The sequence below is a fragment of the Mesorhizobium sp. B2-4-7 genome, assembly GCF_006442685.1.
In the GTDB taxonomy this organism is placed as follows: domain Bacteria; phylum Pseudomonadota; class Alphaproteobacteria; order Rhizobiales; family Rhizobiaceae; genus Mesorhizobium.
This window is the reverse complement of sequence record NZ_VFVH01000001.1, coordinates 1,185,931-1,203,112: the sequence shown is the minus strand read 5'-3', so window position 1 is coordinate 1,203,112 and position 17,182 is coordinate 1,185,931. Positions and strand designations below refer to the sequence as shown.

The 17,182-nt window shown below is 61.1% G+C and carries 12 protein-coding genes and 1 pseudogene; 3 read left to right on the top strand and 10 right to left on the bottom strand.

The features are described 5' to 3' along the window. Nucleotides 1-85: 85 nt before the first annotated feature. From FJ946_RS05940 to FJ946_RS31510, 6 genes and pseudogenes are all read right to left on the bottom strand, one after another. The gene (locus FJ946_RS05940; RefSeq protein WP_140566543.1) at nt 86-2,512 is read right to left on the bottom strand and encodes a serine/threonine-protein kinase; all 2,427 of its coding nucleotides are present in this window, start codon (nt 2,510-2,512) and stop codon (nt 86-88) included. Next, nucleotides 2,512-3,291, bottom strand: a complete 780-nt coding sequence (locus FJ946_RS05935; RefSeq protein ID WP_140515093.1) for a protein phosphatase 2C domain-containing protein — start codon at nt 3,289-3,291, stop codon at nt 2,512-2,514. The genes FJ946_RS05940 and FJ946_RS05935 overlap by 1 nt, the downstream gene beginning before the upstream one ends. A 158-nt stretch (nt 3,292-3,449) precedes the next feature. After that, nucleotides 3,450-7,004, bottom strand: a complete 3,555-nt coding sequence (gene tssM / locus FJ946_RS05930; protein WP_140566546.1) for a type VI secretion system membrane subunit TssM — start codon at nt 7,002-7,004, stop codon at nt 3,450-3,452. A gap of 22 nt (nt 7,005-7,026) precedes the next feature. Next, nucleotides 7,027-8,391, bottom strand: a complete 1,365-nt coding sequence (tssL, locus tag FJ946_RS05925) for a type VI secretion system protein TssL, long form (protein WP_348642170.1) — start codon at nt 8,389-8,391, stop codon at nt 7,027-7,029. 474 nt (nt 8,392-8,865) lie between these two features. Continuing rightward, nucleotides 8,866-9,645 (bottom strand): type VI secretion system-associated FHA domain protein TagH, encoded by a 780-nt coding sequence (gene tagH, locus FJ946_RS05920; protein WP_318012495.1) that lies wholly within the window; start codon nt 9,643-9,645, stop codon nt 8,866-8,868. Beyond that, nucleotides 9,646-9,915, bottom strand: a pseudogene (locus FJ946_RS31510) (FHA domain-containing protein); the annotation flags it as partial. 275 nt (nt 9,916-10,190) lie between these two features. On the opposite strand from FJ946_RS31510, the gene tssI reads away from it, so the two are divergent. Genes tssI through FJ946_RS05905 form a run of 3 tightly spaced genes read left to right on the top strand, consistent with a single transcriptional unit; the run spans nt 10,191 to nt 14,125 of the window. Then, nucleotides 10,191-12,518, top strand: coding sequence for a type VI secretion system tip protein TssI/VgrG (gene tssI, locus FJ946_RS05915; RefSeq protein WP_140566554.1), 2,328 nt, complete (start codon nt 10,191-10,193; stop codon nt 12,516-12,518). Next, nucleotides 12,502-12,954, top strand: a complete 453-nt coding sequence (locus FJ946_RS05910; RefSeq protein ID WP_140524755.1) for a DUF6484 domain-containing protein — start codon at nt 12,502-12,504, stop codon at nt 12,952-12,954. The genes tssI and FJ946_RS05910 overlap by 17 nt, the downstream gene beginning before the upstream one ends. Before the next feature lie 7 nt (nt 12,955-12,961). After that, a complete protein-coding gene (locus FJ946_RS05905) occupies nt 12,962-14,125 on the top strand; it encodes a hypothetical protein (protein WP_140524754.1) in 1,164 nt (387 codons plus the stop codon). A 30-nt stretch (nt 14,126-14,155) separates the two neighbouring features. Here the strand turns inward: FJ946_RS05905 and FJ946_RS05900 are convergent, their stop codons facing one another. Genes FJ946_RS05900 through FJ946_RS05885 form a run of 4 tightly spaced genes read right to left on the bottom strand, consistent with a single transcriptional unit; the run spans nt 14,156 to nt 17,171 of the window. Beyond that, complete coding sequence (locus FJ946_RS05900; protein WP_140524753.1) at nt 14,156-15,163, bottom strand: hypothetical protein; 1,008 nt, start codon at nt 15,161-15,163, stop codon at nt 14,156-14,158. Between the two features lie 32 nt (nt 15,164-15,195). After that, nucleotides 15,196-16,284: a DUF2169 domain-containing protein gene (locus tag FJ946_RS05895; protein WP_140524752.1), complete on the bottom strand. Its 1,089-nt coding sequence runs from the start codon at nt 16,282-16,284 to the stop codon at nt 15,196-15,198. Between the two features lie 3 nt (nt 16,285-16,287). Continuing rightward, nucleotides 16,288-16,779, bottom strand: coding sequence for a hypothetical protein (locus tag FJ946_RS05890; RefSeq protein ID WP_140524751.1), 492 nt, complete (start codon nt 16,777-16,779; stop codon nt 16,288-16,290). Next, nucleotides 16,779-17,171: a hypothetical protein gene (locus FJ946_RS05885; protein WP_140524750.1), complete on the bottom strand. Its 393-nt coding sequence runs from the start codon at nt 17,169-17,171 to the stop codon at nt 16,779-16,781. Before FJ946_RS05885 ends, FJ946_RS05890 begins: the two co-directional genes overlap by 1 nt. Nucleotides 17,172-17,182 lie beyond the last annotated feature (11 nt).

Here is a 17,182-nt window from a genome sequence, read left to right as displayed (position 1 = left end):
AGGGCTGGAACCGGACCTGCTGCTTTTCGGGCAGGGCAGACCAAGTGGTCAAACACCAGCGGCGGCGTTCCATGCTAGGCCCACGCTATCCGCCGAGCCGGAAATACTTGGCAGTGGCTGAGAACCGAGATCCGTCGGTCTCGACTTCCTCGATGATTTTGGGCAACAGCGCCGAAGCTGGCGTGGGATCGGAGAAGGCAGCCGACTGAATGTCGCGAGGGCCCGTGATCACCAGTATTATCTGCGGCACGGACTTTCCAGCAGCCTTATCGGCCGTGCCGAGACCAATCGGGATCCTGAAGGTCGCCTTGTCCGACCCCGTGACGATGCGGTCGTCGAGATTGAACACCATGCCTTTGTGGTCGATCAGCAGAACGCTGGAGATGAGCCCTCTGCGCGTTACCAATGTACCGCTAATCGGCGTACCGTTCGGCACAGATGTTCGGTCGAGAACAAGCTGCGGCTGGTCGGCCGCGGTCTGTCCCAGAAAGCGCAGAAAATTGGTTACCTCGCATTGGCTTGGCTCAATGAGGCGGACGCTGATGTCTGGCTCGACATGGAATTTTGCCTGGAAATCGCCGAGCATGCGTTCGAATGGCTGGACGGCCGTGCCAAATCCTTCGATTGCGGCGGCCTTGTCGGTAGCAGATGTGACGGCGGCATAGAAACAGTCGCCGCCGCCGAAGGCGCGAACCCAGGCGACGCGTTGAGCGATATCGTCGACCGCCGGGGGGATCGCTGGTTTGGGCACGTTCAACGCTACAACGCGTTGGTTCGGCTGCTTGCCTGTCGGCAATGCAGAAATCTGGCTGTTGCCGTTGGCATCCACCGCTGGACCTGCATTCGATTTCAGTTCCGGGATTGGGGCGGCCGGCGGGCTGGCCCGTGGTTCGGGCTTTTTGATCTCGACAACCTCTGTCTCAGCCGGCAGCGGAGTTGGGATCGTTTCGGCTTCTGGCGGGGTTGGAGCGGTCGTATCGGGGGAAGTCGGCTTTTGCCTATCGCTGGCCGTCATGTCAGGCTGGATTGCCGGCGATGCTCTTCCTGGCGGCGGCGCGTTCGTCGGGATTGGCTTCGGCGGCGCCTCGGTTCGTAGAGGTATGTCGACAGGCTTGGCCGACGGCAGTCTTTGAGCTGCCACAGCATCTGGCTTGCCCTCGGCCGGCGGTGTGCCGGCCTGCGTTTTCGGCTGCGCCGGCGGAACAACATGTGGCGGCTCGGGCGCGTTCGCCGCATTCTGCGTAGCGGCGGGCTGTGACGTTTGGGGCGCGGGCTTTGCTGGCTCTGCCGCGGAAAGCGACGTCTTGCCGACAGTCGGCGTCGCAGGCGTCATGACGCCGCCCAGATAAAGGCCGCCTCCAGAGGCCACGGCTAGCGCCGCCAAGGCACAGAGCGCGATCGTTCGGGTCCTTGTGGATTTGCCAGGCGCCTCGGCTGTGGCGGTACGTGCAGCGCCGACGGGGCCCGGACGCGGCGGTCCAGACAAATGCGCGGGCCGCACATGCTGGACGAAGCGCGGCCCACCTGAACCCGTCGCGGCTGCCTCGTCGTGCCGCTCGACCTCATTCTTGCTGGCTGGAGCCGCGGCTTGCCCTATCGGCGGCAAACCCGGCCTAACGCGGGGTGTGAGGGAAGTCGGCGGGATTGTCTCCTCGTTTTCATCACGCGTCATCCTGGCGATTTCGGCCATGCTGACGGGCCGGTCTCGCGGATCCGGTTGAAGCATGGCTTCGACAATGCCGCGAAAATCGTCATCGATATCGGAGAGATTAGGCACGGTTCGGCGCTTTTCGATGACTTCGAACTGCGAGCCGCTCATATCGATCGGCTTGCCGCGCAAGGCGGCGACCAACACCAGCCCAAGGCTGTAGATGTCGGACTGCTCTCTGACGTCGCCGCTGTAGAGCCCGAGTTGTTCGGGCGAAACATAGTTGTACTTTCCCGCGAACCTTCCGCCTATCAGGGTCTCTCCGCCCACCGTCGCCGAGCGTGCGATGCCGAAATCGATGATCTTCGCACGGTCAACCCGGTCCCCCGGCAGAATAATGTTATCCGGCGAGAGGTCGCGGTGTATTGCTCCGGCCTGGTGCACGGCGCTTAGACCGGAGGCGAGGCGATGGCACAGCTTTCGTACCTCTCCCGTCGGCATCGCCCCACGTCGCATGATGTCGAACAACGACGCTCCATCGACGAATTCCATGGCGAGGTAGGGACGACCGATCCCCGGATCGATCGTGAAGACGTGATAACGCACGACCGCGTCATGCGACAGGTGGTTCAGGATAGTTGCCTCTTTGCGAAACAGGGACAAGATCGTTTGGTCGCGCGCGAATTCCGGCAAAACGATCTTGATCGCGACGTGGTCGCCGGTCTGGATGTTGTGGCCCCGGTAGACTTCGCCCATGCCCCCGAATGCGATCCGCTCGTCAAGTTCGTAGATACCGCTCAGTTGCGTGCCCACGGCAGTGTTGGCCGCGCCTGGCGATATCCGCGTCTTGTCGTCGGCGCTCATCAGCCCCGCCCCCGCGCTTTGTACGCAGCTGGATGGGGCGACTGGCTGTCGTATCCGCCCGCGACCCTGACAAGCACGATGGTCACATTGTCTGTTCCGCCACGCGCCAGAACCGTTTCCAGCAGGTTTTCACACGCCGACTGAGGTGTCGCGGACACTGTCGCAGCCTTGATCTCAGCATCGGTGACATGCGCCGTCAGGCCATCGGTGCTCAGCACAAAGATGTCCCCCGGCAGGATTTCACCTTGCTGGAAATCGATGACAATCTCGTCGCTGACGCCGACTGCCTGCGTAATGACATTGCGGCGCGGCCAGGTGAGCGCTTCGGCTTCGGTGAGCATGCCTTTATCGATGAGTTCCTGAACCTCGGTATGGTCCTTCGATATTTGCGAGATCGAGGCCTCGCGGATCAGATACACGCGGCTGTCACCAGCCCAGAGGCAGGCGAACCGCCCGTCTATGGCAAGCAGGGCGGCAAAAGTTGAGCCGATTGTTATCCCGCGAGACTGGGAGATGCGGCGGATCTCGGCATTAGCCCTGCTCAGCCTGTCTTCGAAGCGCGCCCGAAGATCCGGTGCGGAGCTGGCAATCCCGATCGTTGCCAGATGATTGACGATACTGGCTGAAGCGACTTCTCCGGCGTCGTGACCACCCATCCCGTCGGCGACCAACCACAGGCCAGCCTGGGGCTCGACCAGGTAGTTGTCTTCATTGAGCTCCCGCACACAGCCTCTGTGGCTCACGCCGAAGCTTTCAATGGGAAGGGCGACATTGTTCAATTTGCCACCAAACGCTTCACCCAGCGTCCTCCGCGGCGCACCTTCGGGCGCGTTCGTGCCACTTTGCCACAGGCTCAAACATTAGAGTATCGAAAACTAAAATATGTGTGTGCCTGGTTTTGCGCTTCTGCGGCTTACTGCCCAGGATCATCTCAATCTCAGAACGCCTTGGGACAGGTGAACCCGGAAAGGGCAGGGAGCAGGAAGGGGTTGGTGCCGGACCCTGTCTGGATCGTGTAGGTGACGTCGCGCCCGCCGATCACGAAGCGGGCCTGCATGCTGCCCTCGTTGCCCGTGATAGCCGCCTTGCTCAGAAGCCGCGTCAAGGCCCACGGCCCTTCGAACGTGATGGCGGACTGGCGCCCTGGCATTTCTGGTGTCAGGCTGAGGCTCGCGAATGGGCTAGCCGTACCGGTCGGCCAAGTCACCGTGCTCGGCCCATTTCCGGTCTGGTTGCTCTGAACGGTCTGGCCATCGACATCAAGTACGGCCATGTCGGCATCGCCATGCAGCGAGAAGGGTGTAAAGGTGACGCTGACGGAGGGTACTGAAGCGCCCGATGGAAAAAAGGCAATGCGGATTTCCGCAGCCAACTGGAAGTCCTTCAAGGTCGATTTCGACAAGTTGCGTCCAAAGCGCGTATCCTGTTTCCAACGCCAGTCCTGGCCGGTCATGTCGATCAGCGAGGCCAGATTTTGTGCAAAGAACCGGTCCATCAGTCCGCCTGGGGCGAACAGCTTCGCGAAATCGGCCATGGCGACATCCTCGGTGCTGCTCCCGTCGAAGGGGTAACGGCCGTTGATCGCTGCCTCGCAGGGGGCTGTGACCGTCTGGTCGAGTATCTGGGTCAAGTTTGTCACCGAGGTTTCGGCGACGTTACCTTCGAACTCATCTGCCGTCGTGTTGACCATCCGGCCGAGTTGCTTGGGCAGACGCGAGACATTGGCGCGAAGGGTGGCAATCTGTAGCTGCAGATTACCGTTGAGCCGCTCCACCTGCGAAGGAACTTCGGTGGCCAGTCGCAGGCTTTGATAGATGTCGCTGAAGTTCTGGGTTAGTGCGTCGATCGGGCGATGTCCGGTGGGCCCGTTCACCAGGACCTGGAATGATTTGAATCGCGCTTCAATGTTCGCGCCCGGATTCAAGTTCTGTACGTCAGCGGGCTGTGCGCCGGCGCGGATTTGCGATTTGCCGTTGGCTATGTGTATGCCGATACGGGCTAAGCCCTTGGCTAATTCTGCGGCGCTGCGTTGCTGGTTTTGAGCCGCGGATTCTGTCTCGGCGCCAGGACCGTCACCTGGGTCCCGTGTCAGCGCCGTCTCGTTGGCGATCGCCGAAAACAGCCGCTCTATCGGCGAATTGGGGGAGGCAGCGGCTGAAAGCGCGGTGTAGTGCGGCTTGTCTGTCAGCATCGCCTTGAATTTCAACTGGTCGAGAACGCTGTTCCACGCGACGGCGAACGCCTTGCCGTAGCGATCGAGAAGTTCGGGGCCGAGCCTGAGCAATTGCTGATCGATGTCGCCTTGCTCTCCGCCACCACCGAGAACCCACTGCTCGTCGACGAGCATCTGCGCAATGCGCGAGAGTTGGGCAAGGTAGAACCTGTTGAAGCCGGAACTGGTGTAGAGACCGGGAACACGAAGGTCCGCCAGCTCGCTGCCATCGATACGTTCGAACAGCAGTTGGGCTTCGGGACCACCTTGCTGGGAAACGGAGAAGTCATCCAGCGCCGCCGCGTAGATCGCCGACTTGATCAAAGCGGTCGCTCGATCGGCAAGGCTCATGCGTTCGAGAGAGCGTTGTGCGGCTTCAACAAGTGGCTGGTTCAGTTCGAAAACGGGGTCGTAGGCGTCGTCCAAGGCGAGCATGGCGCGCAGGTGCTTTTCGAGGTGCGCTCGTCCCTCGCGGTTGTTTTCGCCCGGGTATCGGTTCTGTTCCCAATCTTGCTTCATCCAGGAAACGATCAGCGCGTCATCGACCTTCGGCGCTTTGCCACCAAGCATGAGGTAGATTTTCAACGGCTCGTAGAGTGCGGCGGGATCGCCCATCTTGGCTTGGATCGTTCGCTCGGCCTGGATCAGCAGGCGCGAGCGCAACATGCGTTCCAGGCCTTTCCGATAAGCGGTCCGGGACGCGGAAAGAAGTCTTTCCCGCTGACTGAGGCCGAACGTCTCCCCGATCGGTGTCGCTAGCTCAGCGGCTTCGAACCCGGCCGGCAGGTCGCGCAACTGGTCGAGCGGGCCGATGACGTTTTCAAGGTCCACATCGGTAACCGTGGCCGCCTTGAGCAGCTTTTCCGCCATCGCGCGATACTGGCCCATGGCAACCGTTGCGGACGCGATCAGCGAGCGGTTGGCCGCGAAGCTCAGAGCGAGCGTACCGAGTGCGGCAGCAGCGATCAGCGCTATCGTACCGAGGCCGCCAAATCTGGCCACCGCCGCCCGCCTCGCAGCTGATTTGTCATACGAAACCCATCCGGATTCGGCAAAAATGACGTCCGTCAGCAGATCATGCAAAAAGAAGCTTTTGCCGGTTCCGGAAAGGTGCGGGCGGGAATTGCCCCCGAAATTGCGGCCGATTGCGCCCAGCACCTGATCGATGGGCGTTCCCTCTTGCGTGCCTGACGAAAAATAGAGTCCACGCAGGCTGGCGTTCACCTGGCTGCGGGACGGGTCGAATAGACCGGCGACAAAACTGGTAATGCGAGCCCTCAGCGCGCCGAACTGAGCCGGAAAGCCGAAGATGGAGATGCGCGTGACCGGATCAGCCTCTTCCTGGAGGCGGTCGGCCATCTCGTCCGCCAGTCGTTCCGCCAGCCCATCGAGTTCGGCAGGAGCCGCGGCGGCCATGTTCCTATCGCGCTCCGCCGTCTGGAATGTCGTGCCCCATACCTTGCGTCTGCGCGCCTCGTCGAAACCGCCGAAATAATCCGTGAACCCTGAAACCAGATCGGCCTTGGTGAAAAGCAGATAGACGGGAAACTGGATCTTCAGCGTCTCGTGAATTTCTCTCAGGCGGCTGCGTATCTCGACGATGTGGGCATCAAGCTGCTGATCATCGAAGCTCATCACATCGGCAAGGCTGATGGCCAGGATGACGCCGTTTATCGGTTGTCTGGTGCGGTACCTCTTGAGTAGTGACAGGAATGCGAGCCAGCTCTTCTTGTCAATCTCGGGATTGGAGTCCTGCGTCGTATAGCGTCCTGCGGTGTCGATCAGCACGGCCTGATCGGTAAACCACCAGTCGCAGGCACGTGTTCCGCCAACACCGACCACCGGTTGGGCGTCCCCCGAACCGGCAAGCGGAAAATTCAGGCCTGAATTGACCAGGGCCGTCGTCTTGCCGGCACCCGGCGGGCCGATGACAACGTACCAGGGGATCTCATAGAGAAAGTTGCGCTTGCCGCTCGACCGTTTGAGCGCCGCCACGGCCTCGTTCATCCGCGCTTCGAGCACCCGAGAATCGTCATCGCGGTCGTCATTGTGCGCAACGACGGCTTCGAGCGCTTTTTGCGCCTTCCTCGCTTTCCAGAAACGCAGCGCGTAAAAAAGCGCCAGCAGCGCGAGGATCACACCAATGATCGTCGCGCGCAGCCACCCAGGTCCGAGCGGCCGGGTGTCGGCGAAGCGGATCAATGGCCCGGCAAACCACACTGCCGCGGCGAAGCCGACCAGCGCGATCACGCTGAATATCCGCAACAGCCAACGTGTCATGGGTGGTTCCAGCGGGCCGTGCTCACAGTGTTTCCTCCCTGGGGATCATCACATCGACACGGCGGTTCTTGGCGCGGCCATCCGGTGTCGCATTGTCGGCGATTGGCTCGTCCTCGCCCTTACCCTCGACCGTCAGTCGCGAGGGATCGGTGAATTTCACTGCCATCAACACTTCGACTGCCTTCGCCCGGGCGACGGAAAGGTCGAAGTTGGATTTGAACGCGCTCGACTTTCGTGGTTTCACATTGTCCGTGTGGCCGACGATCCGGATTGGTCCAGGCTCGTGTTCCAGAGCCGCGGCGATGTCGGTGGCAATGGGCTGGAATTCCGGCCTCGCCTCGGCCCTGCCGGACTGAAACAGCAGGAGATTGTTGATTTCCACGACGATGAAGTCGCCCTTGGTGCCGATGGTCAGCCCGCCGCCTTCGAGATCCTTGGCCAATGCCGCACGAATACGATCAATCTGCGCGGTGGCCGCCGGTGGGGTGACTTTCGCCGGCTCAGCCAACGGCGCCACGCTGGCGCGTTCTATGACGACTGGTGTTGATGGGTCGAGCGCCAGCAATTCACCCGCGACCGCCTCACCTTCATTGGTGATGAAGACCCGCAATGCGAAGAACGCCGCTGTCAGCAACGCGGTCGCCGCTGCCGCGACGACCCAAAGCGGCAGGCGGGCGGAGGACTGCGCCATCGTCGCCGCTAGGCCCTGCCAATGCGGCGAGATGTCTCCACCGGAACGCGGCCTGAAATAGCGAAGCGTCTCGTAGACGTCGCGACGAACGCGTTCGAGATTGTTGTCTTGTCGCGTCACGCCTCGATACTGGCCTTCGAAACCCAGCGACAGGCAGGCATGCATCAGTTCGAGCAGATCGTAGTGTTTTTCGGGACTGGCCAGGATCTTGTTCAGCGCTTCGTAGAAGCCGGTGCCGGTGGGCTCGAGGTGAAAGAATTGCCGCAGCATCCCGTGTGGCGCCCAGGCGTCAGTCCTGGGCCACGGCAGGTTACCGATGAGATCGTCGGCGGTTTCGCAGAGGGCGAATTTCGCAATCCGGGCATCCTCTTCGGCAACGCCTGACTTCTCAACTATCCGGTCGAATTTCTCAATCGCCTCCGTGACATGTTGCGCCAATGGCGCCGCCTGTCTTTCAACGGGCAAGAGCCTGAACTGTCCGAGCAGCATCAGCAAAGGTGCCGCCGCGGCGAGAATGGGGTTTGCCGCGGCGTATTTGATGCCGCTCCCGGCGTTGAATAGGCTTTCCTGCTCGATGCCTGTCCTCGGCGCAGTCCCAGCAGAGCCTGTCGGCGTACCAACATCGCCGGGGCCACCTTGATAAATCACGGTTCCGGATGCCCAGCCTGGCGACCACCCGCCGCCTGGATCGAACACCGTCGAATCCTTGATTGGAGAGGACTGGCCTCTGTCCGCGAAGGGCAGCTCGGGAACTAGCGTCGATTTTTGCTTGCTCCGCGGATTTGCGCGAATGACCGTCTTGCCCGCCGGGCCGAAGGGGTCGTCCTTCGAACTCATCGCAGATCGTCCGTGCAGGCGGGGCGCCGGCGATGGGGTGAGATGGGCGCAGAACGGTTTCCGGCCAGGTAAAGGAAAGGCAGCCGCTGCCGGCCGTGGCAATGGCTAGAAGATGCTATCACGTAGTGACATGACATTTGCCGCAGACCCTCAGCTCAATGAGTCTTACCCGCTTGGCGAACTGTCTTATGCGATCGTAATCTCAGAAATCGTCGATTGGAACCGGACGCCGGGCGTCAGCGAGACTTTTCTTCGCCGACTGCCGTGCCATGCATTTTTGGCCATATGCTTTTTGGCCATACGTTTCCCGGGGCCGTGCCTTCCTGGGACCTCCTATTTCTGCTTGCCGGCCTTGGCGTAGGCCTCGCTGAAATAGGCCAGGAATATATCAAGCATGCCGTTTTCATGTGCCTCCTCCATGGTCCGCCATGTCGCGACATAGACGTCCCAGGCTTGGCTCTTCTTCTTCGTAAACGAGGTAGGCGGGAGTTTCCTGCCGATCGCCTCGGGCGACAGGTCGTCAAGCAGCCGGGAGAGCGCGGTTTGCATCGCGGTATAAGTGGCAAACTCGTGAGTCTTGAGATCGCGGAATGCATCTTCGATGCTGCGCCTGGCATCAAGATAGCCGGTCCTGCGCCGGGCGAACATGATTTCCAGGATGTCGTCGGTTCCTGGAACGAACTTCATCGGATTGTTGTCGGCGGCGCTGATCATCGTTCGCTGTGTGCTTTTGGCCAACATTTTCGCGGCCGCGCGTGCTTTCAGCAGCAGGGTCAGCTCCTCGACCACGTCCCGCAAGACCGCGCCGATTTCGGCGGCAACTTCATGGGGGTCGCGCGATTGAAGCAATTCCGGCGAAATGCCGGCTGCGATCGCGATCTCCCGCAGCACCTCGTCCCTGGTTGAGGGCAGGGCAGGCGACGAGAATGTCGGCGCGGAAATGCGCTGTGCGGACCGTTGCTGCGCGGGCTCGAAGAAAGGCCCATCTCCGAATTCCAGCGGCCGGCCTGTCGCGACCGGCGTTTCCCGCTGTGTCGAATCGCGGCTGGGGTGGTCTGCCGTGGCGCGCTCTTCTTCGACCGATACCAAGACGACATAGCGGCCGATCAGCATCCGGTCGCCATCGACCAGCCGATGCGGGCCGCTCATGCGCTGGCTCGATCCATTGATGAAGGTCCCGTTGCGCGAGATGTCGTGCAGCCAGAACGCGCCCGCCTCGTATCGAATCTCGCAGTGCCGACCCGAGATGAACTTGTCGGGGTCGGGCAAGGTCCAGTCACAAGCATAGCGCCCGATTTCGAAGCCGCTATCACGCGCCACGTAGCTGGTCGAGGTGCCAGCGAGCAGGGCGTCGACATTGTTGATCCGCAGACTGATGTACATCCAAGATCGCCGTCGATCGTTGATCGATACTCCAACATTCTAGCAGCTTGCAGGCAAAACAGGACAGCGGCGTTTCAAGTCGACGAGAAGGCGGGTAAGATTCTGTCGCCCGCCTGTACTCTTTGGTCAGCGGGAAAACATGTGATAGGCTAAACATGGCCTGGCGTGGCGGATTTGGAAAGTTCCTGAACGTAACACCGCTAATGACACCGTTGATATAGCGGGAACAACAAATCCATCACACTGGCGGCCGCGTCCAGGAGGGGGCTCGACCCATGCCGAATGAACGTGCCACCGTTGTCCGCACACCGGTTGGCTCCGACTTGTTGACCTTCACGCATCTTATCGGACGCGATGAGATCAGCCGTTGTTTTGCCTACACGGTCGGGTTCGTGAGCACAGATTCCGATATTGACCCGTTGAAGATGCTGGGCGGGCCTGTCTCGATCGAAGGTGAATCCGATCCGAAGCGCTGGCTCAGTGGAATCGTATCGGAGTTTCGGCTCACCCGCATGGAGGACCGGCTGGCCTACTACGAGGCCGTCATCAGGCCGTGGCTCTGGTTTCTCGGCAACACCACAGATTGCTATATTTTCCAGAACAAGAGCGTCGTTGACATCGTCAAGGATGTCTTCAAGAAATACGGTATCTCAGAATTCGATCTACGCCTGCAAGGGTCCTATCCGGCGCGTGAATATTGCGTGCAATACGACGAGACCGATCTGGACTTTGTGCAGCGGCTGCTGGAGCACGAAGGCATCTTCTATTTCTTCGAGCACGATGACGGCAAGCATACGCTTGTCCTGGCTGACGCGATGAGCAAGCTGAAGCCTGCGCCGGGCTACGAGAAAGTGCTCTATAACTTTGAAGGTCAGGGCTCCCGGCGCGACGTCGAATACATCACCGAATGGATACCGGGCAGCTCGGTGCGCCCAGGCGCCTATGCCCACACCGATTATGATTTCAAGAAGCCGGGCGCCGACCTCATGGCCAAGTCGGCCCAGCCGTTCAGTCACAAACTGTCCGCGGGTGAGAACTACCGCCAGCCGGGCGCGCATCTCGAAGTAAGCCGGGGCGACAGCCTGGCTTCGATCCGGCGCGAGGAGATCCAGGCCTTGCACCAGCGCATCGCCGCGGCCGGCACCGTGCGCGGCTTGTATTCCGGCTGCACGTTCAAGCTGGACGGTTTTCCGCGCGAAGACCAGAACCAGGAATATCTGGTGGTCAGCGCCGAATACAGGCTGTTTGACCCCGGCTATAGAGCCCAGGCCGACGTCGAAAGCGAGAGTTTCAAAGTGGTCCTCGGTGTGGCGCCGACAGCCTTGCCCTATCGCCCGCCGCGGACCACGCCACGACCGATCATGCGCGGCCCGCAGACGGCGACGGTGGTCGGTCCATCCGGCGAGGAGATATTCACCGACAAATATGCGCGGGTGAAGGTCCAGTTTCATTGGGACCGCGTCGGCAAGAAGGACCAGAACAGTTCCTGTTTCGTACGGGTGTCGCAGAGTTGGGCCGGCAGTGGCTGGGGGTTCATCCAGATACCGCGCATCGGCCAGGAGGTCATCGTCGACTTCATCGAAGGCGACCCGGACCTGCCGATCATCACCGGCCGGGTCTACAATGCCTCGCAGATGCCGCCCTACGGCCTGCCTGGCAACGCCACACAATCGGGCTGGAAGTCGGATTCTTCCAAAGGCGGTGGCGGCTACAACGAACTGATGTTCGAGGATAAGGCCGGCTCCGAACTGGTCAATTTCCAGGCACAGAAGGATCACAACCTTCTGATCAAGCATGACCGCACAAAGCTGGTCCAGCACGATCAGTCCGACCGCATTGACCACGACGCCAAACACTCCGTCGGCCACAACCTCGACGAGGACGTCGGCAACAACAAGACGGTCAAGATCGGCGTCGACCAGACCACCAACATCGGCTCGAACGACACCGAGACAGTGGGCGCCAACCGCTCGCTGACAGTCATGGCCAACGAAACCATCCATGTCGTGTCGAACTCGACGGAAAACATCGACGCCAATCATTCTCAGACAGTGGGGATTGTACAGACGATTACGGTGAAGGCGGCGCGTTTCGACACCGTCGGCGCCGCGGAGACCCGTAGCGTCGGCGGTTTTCAGATCAACAGCATCGGCGCGACCCGTTCTGTCAGCGTGGTGCTGGGGCAGAGCCACGACATCGGGGCTTCCGACAGTTGGACCATCAAATCCGACCAGACGGTGAAAATTAATGGAAATCAGACATTCAATGTAGACGGCGATCATGCTTCGACGATCGGCAAGGGACGGACCGCCAAGATCACCGCGGACGATGGCACCCAAATCGATGGGGCTCACGCGCTCAAAGTCGGCAAGAGCAGCGGCATCGACATTACCGAAGACAGTTCGATCAAGGTCGGCAAAAAGCTTGTGATTGATGCCGGCGACGAGATCACGCTGAAATGCGGCGATGCGACGATCAACATGAAGAAGGATGGCTCGATTTCTATTAAGGGCAAGGAAATCCGCATCCAGGGCAGCGGCGATGTCCAGGTCAAAGCTGACGGCGACGTCAAGATCAAGGGTAGCAATGTCTTCAACAACTGAACTAACTGGATGCAACGAATCGGTTGAAGGTATCGACGGGGTTGTCATCGGGCTGTTGATCGGCTTTGAGGAGGGTGCACCGCTAGTGGTGTTCGTAGGCAATCCCGGCGAGACGGCACTCAAGGCGCGCAGCCTGGCGAGACTTGACTCCTCGGCTGTGGGCGCGGAGGTAGCGCTGCTTTTCGAAGGTGGCGATCCGGGCCGCCCGCTCGTTATCGGACGCATTGTGGACCCAGCTCACACGCGCGAACAAGTGCAGGTGATCCGCGACGGTGAAACCGTAACGCTGACCGCCAAGGAACGCATCGAGCTGCGCTGCGGCCTGGCTTCCATCATTCTGGAGAAGAACGGCCGCATTTCGATCCGCGGCAGCCAGTTGAGCAGCCAGGCAAGCGGCGTCAATCGCGTGCGGGGCGCGGCTGTTCACCTCAACTGAGAAGTCCATGCAGCGGATTGCGACAATCCCGGCGATTATCGAGCAGCATGTCGAGGACGCCGCGTTCCTGTGGCACCGTCGTTCGCGCGAGATCGACGGCCCTATCATGGGCGCCTTCGACATCGGCCGCATCGACCAGCGGCTCGACGCTAATCTCGATGGGCTCTTCGCGGCAGGCCAGACGGCTTGGGACCTGGCGTCGGCGCGCTTCGCCGACTACCAGGAGCCGCCCGAACTGTTTCTGCTTGGGGCCCTAGCGTTTGAATGGCAATCCGCGTCAGCGATCAAGTTCGCGTTGGAGAGCGCGGGCCGGCTCGGGAAGTCCGGACTGTCAGCGCTGTCTGGCTCTGTTGCCCGCAGTTCGCCGGGTAAGTTGAAGCCCTTCGTGGCGCGCTGGCTAGATTCGACGGTCGCAATGGAGCGTGCGTTGGGAGTCGGCGCGCTCCACCACCATGGGGGCAATCCAGGGCCCAGGCTGACGGGATTGCTCTCTGATGGCGACGCTGAGGTACGCCGCAGAGCGCTCAAGCTCGCAGGAGCGCTGCGGCGTAGAGATGTGATCGCCAAGGTTTGGGTATGCCTGGAGGCACCCAGCGCGGAGGAGCGGCTGGAGGCGGCAGTGGCGGCCTGTCTGCTGGGGGAGGCGCCGCGGGTCCATCCCATGCTCGACAAGATGGTGGCTCGTAACCCGGAGCTTGCGGGAGCCGTATTCGAAATTCGGTTGCTCACCACGCCGTCGACTGCGGCGCGGACGTGGTGGGAGCATTTCGTATCCACCGCCGCAACGCGCGAGGCGGCTGTCGCGGCGAGCGGACTGGCGGGTGACATGGCGATTATGCCTTGGTTGATCGAGAGGATGCGGTCGCCGGAACTCGCTTATGCGGCGGGGCTCGCGCTGCGCGACCTGATTGAGATTGACTTTAATGACACCGACGTGTTCGTCACGGACCCAGCCAAACTCGGGCCGAAGTTCGAGATTATAGAGGCGACGCCGCTACCTTGCGCTTCGCGGGTACAGACTTGGTGGGACAATGGGAGGGGGCCAGCGAAGTTCGGCAAATTCCAATCGATGCGACGGCTGAGACTGGACGCTATGAGGGGCGCGCTCGCCAACGCGGAGATCGCCCTGACCAACTGGAGGCGTTCACGCTCAATTCCGGCGTGGATGTGAAGACTCCGTCCACGACGCAAAGACACGCGGTTAAGCTCTGATGACCTCACTCACAAGCGCAGCGGCGCGCATCCCGGCTTCCGATCTGGCTTCGCACATAGCGACGCGGCCCGGCGCATAGCCTTTGGTGAAGCTGTCGGCGGCAATAAGCAGTGTGAGTGCGCCGGCACCGGCACCGATGTCGCCCACCGTCATCGCGGGAAGAGCCATTGGAAGGATCTCGCGGCGCGTCCGGTAAAAGCGGGAGCGGCCGATTAGTCCCTCCCAGGCACTATAACGCTCGCCGTTGTCGTTGCTAACAATGAACTTGATGCCAGACTCAGTGGCGCCTTCACCCTCAATCGCCGCACGGCAGGCAGCGACCAATGCTCTGCCCTGACTGTAGTTTTCCGCTAGCACGGAGTTTTCCTCCAATGCAACGCCGACGCCGTGAATGGTGCATTGCGTCTGCACGTCGGGGCTTGGCGCGCGGCGCAGGCAAACGACGACGGCGCCTTCGCCTGGCACAAGGCCTTGCGCGTTGTCCTCCGCTTTCAGGCGGTTGGCCGCCTTCAGGCGAGCGAGGTCCTTGTCGTTCACCAGGCTGTCGACGCCACCCAGCAGCACTTGTTCGACTCCTGGCGTGACGAGCAGGTTAGCCGCCCGATCCAGCAGCCCTATGCACGCTGCCGCGCCTCCGTCGACAATGCGCGAGGTGGCATGGAAGGTTTCGCCCAGCGCGTCCTGCAGGCCGGTCAGGAACTCCGTGGCCGGGGTCTCCGCGAAGGCGGGGTGCTCGCGAAAAGCCTCGGGCGCTACCAAGAGCAGCGCACTTGCGCTGGCGGCAAGGCCGCCTGTCTCCAGCGCCTCAGCGACCGCTCGTGTGGCCATGCTGGTGAGCCAGACTTTCTCCGTGTGGCGCAGCGAATAGTGCGATGGAATGCGGGAGACGGTCTGTTCCGCGCCGAAGGGATCCGTGAGGGTACGCTGCTCGAAGGCGGAGAGGCTGGCCCGGATTGCCGCCAGTGTCTGGCGTGCATTGAGGCCGGCTGGCGTCACGGCACCGCCACCCACGACGTAGATCGGCGCCCTTAGGCTAGCCATGTCGCCCTCTCTGCAATGACGCCGCTGCCGCCGCGCGGGTTCAGATAGACCTTGCGTTTGCGCCGCGCGAGGAGGAAGGCCGGCGTCACATGGCCGAAAACGATCTCCCTGAGCGCTGGCGTGTTGCGCCTGGTCACTAGGAACAAACGCGATTTCAGCGTGAGGCGGCGCAAATCCGGCTCAATGACGACGGTGTCAATGTGGAACGGATGATCCTCCGCGCGGTCATCGTAAAGAAGGCGGATCGGAGCCACGACACGCGGTATGCGAAAGTTCCAGCGGCCCTCCGGCGTCATGCCGATGACGCTGACTCCCTCGCCTTCGTTCAGCCGCTGCAACTGCTGGTCGGCGGGCGCACAGAGATTGTGACGCGGATCAAAATCCCTTGGCGGAAGAGGCCACTGATTGTCGATCCACGCCTGATCGTAAGTACCTGCAAACTGTAGCCTCGGATGCCAGCCACGGCCGACCACCCCAAACCCAGCCGGGCTTGGCCGATCGGATGGGCTAAGGAACCGCTCACTCGCATAGGTGACGTTGGGTGCATGCGTCTTCACGGCCTTGTCCGCGGAGCGGGCATGATGGTAGCCGACGCCAAGCGGGTTGCGGGTGTCGGTCTTGCCGTTGTCATCGGTCCCCCCATACGCGCGTTCGTAGATTATCGGCATCTTGGCGAAGGGATGTGGTTGACTATAGCCGCCCGCGTCATACAGGCGATCGCCAGTCACGTTGAGCACCTTGCGGATATTGGCGAACCTCAACCCGACCTGCATTTCATGGACGCGCCCATCGCGCGGCGCATGTGCCTGGCCATTCAAGATCACGTCGACCCCCGGCTTCGTCCACGCGATTTCCCCCTCATAGCGGGTTGACGAATAGGCAGGATCCCCGAACGGCACGTCGCCAAAGCTTACCGGCAATTGCTCCGATGCCGGCTGAAACTGCGTCGCGTTTTTTAGCATATCAAAGCTGGCCGAGAAAACGGCGAGGAACACCTCATTGCCATCGGCATTCGTTTGCACAAACGTACCGGCAACGAACGGCGTGCGATTCTCGATCCAGACAGCGAATGTCATGGATCAGCACCAGGCCCCGTTCTCGTCCAGGCCGATCGGCCAATAAGGCATGCAGGCGATCAGCTTTGCTGGATTCGTCTCGCCAGCATCGATCAACCATTGCAGCAAAAAGGTCTCTGCCGCGACCCCTTCGGCTTCTCCGGCCTTGACATTCACCGTCACGCATTTCAGCCAGTAGCGACGCACGACCCAGACGACGTGTGGGTTGGAGGCCGCTCCAGCGACGCGAGCGTTGAAAGCTTCTTCCAGTGCCTTTTCGCGGCTACCGTGACGCTCTTCCTCCGAGACGATGATGCCTGCCCACCATGACGTGGCGATGTCGTAGGCGTCCTTAAGATCCGACAAATACTCGCCGAACAAGGTCTGATGCATGGTGCTTGCTTCGTCCAGCCCGCGGGCCACACGAATATCCCCAACTGGCGCGACATAACGCGGTTGCGTCAGCAAACGGCGCGTGCCGAGATCGTTGTCGTAAAGCGTAATCAGCGGAGCCATCAGACCACCTCGTCTTTCTCGTTGAGCGCGATCGGCAGAAAGCAGATGCCTTCCGTGACGTCGGTGAGATCAGGCGCGAATGACGGGAGATCGAAAAGAAGGACATCGGCGGGACGCACGAACCCAATTTCCTCACCCATGCTATCGATGCCCCATTTCTCAGCCGGCTCCTCTTCCGGCATTGATTGTTCGCGATTCATGTCGTCAATCTGGAGATAATATTTGCGGAAGATCCCCAGCACCCGCGGGTGCCCGGCCAGGCCGGTTGGCCAACGCTTCCAGACCACTTCGCCTTCATCGGCTTCCATCTTGTCCCACCATGCCTGCAGCGCGGGCAGCACCCGGCGAAGTTCTTCGATGTAGCGGTTACGAATATCGACAATGTCGGTCATTGTGGCGTCCC

Coding starts and splice junctions, on each gene's coding strand:
- FJ946_RS05940 (WP_140566543.1), bottom strand. CDS start 2,512: ATGAGCGCCGACGACAAGACGCGGATATCGCCAGGCGCGGCCAACACT.
- tssM (WP_140566546.1), bottom strand. CDS start 7,004: ATGACACGTTGGCTGTTGCGGATATTCAGCGTGATCGCGCTGGTCGGC.
- tagH (WP_318012495.1), bottom strand. CDS start 9,645: ATGCTGATCGGCCGCTATGTCGTCTTGGTATCGGTCGAAGAAGAGCGC.
- tssI (WP_140566554.1), top strand. CDS start 10,191: ATGCCGAATGAACGTGCCACCGTTGTCCGCACACCGGTTGGCTCCGAC.
- FJ946_RS05910 (WP_140524755.1), top strand. CDS start 12,502: ATGTCTTCAACAACTGAACTAACTGGATGCAACGAATCGGTTGAAGGT.
- FJ946_RS05905 (WP_140524754.1), top strand. CDS start 12,962: ATGCAGCGGATTGCGACAATCCCGGCGATTATCGAGCAGCATGTCGAG.
- FJ946_RS05895 (WP_140524752.1), bottom strand. CDS start 16,284: ATGACATTCGCTGTCTGGATCGAGAATCGCACGCCGTTCGTTGCCGGT.
- FJ946_RS05890 (WP_140524751.1), bottom strand. CDS start 16,779: ATGGCTCCGCTGATTACGCTTTACGACAACGATCTCGGCACGCGCCGT.
- FJ946_RS05885 (WP_140524750.1), bottom strand. CDS start 17,171: ATGACCGACATTGTCGATATTCGTAACCGCTACATCGAAGAACTTCGC.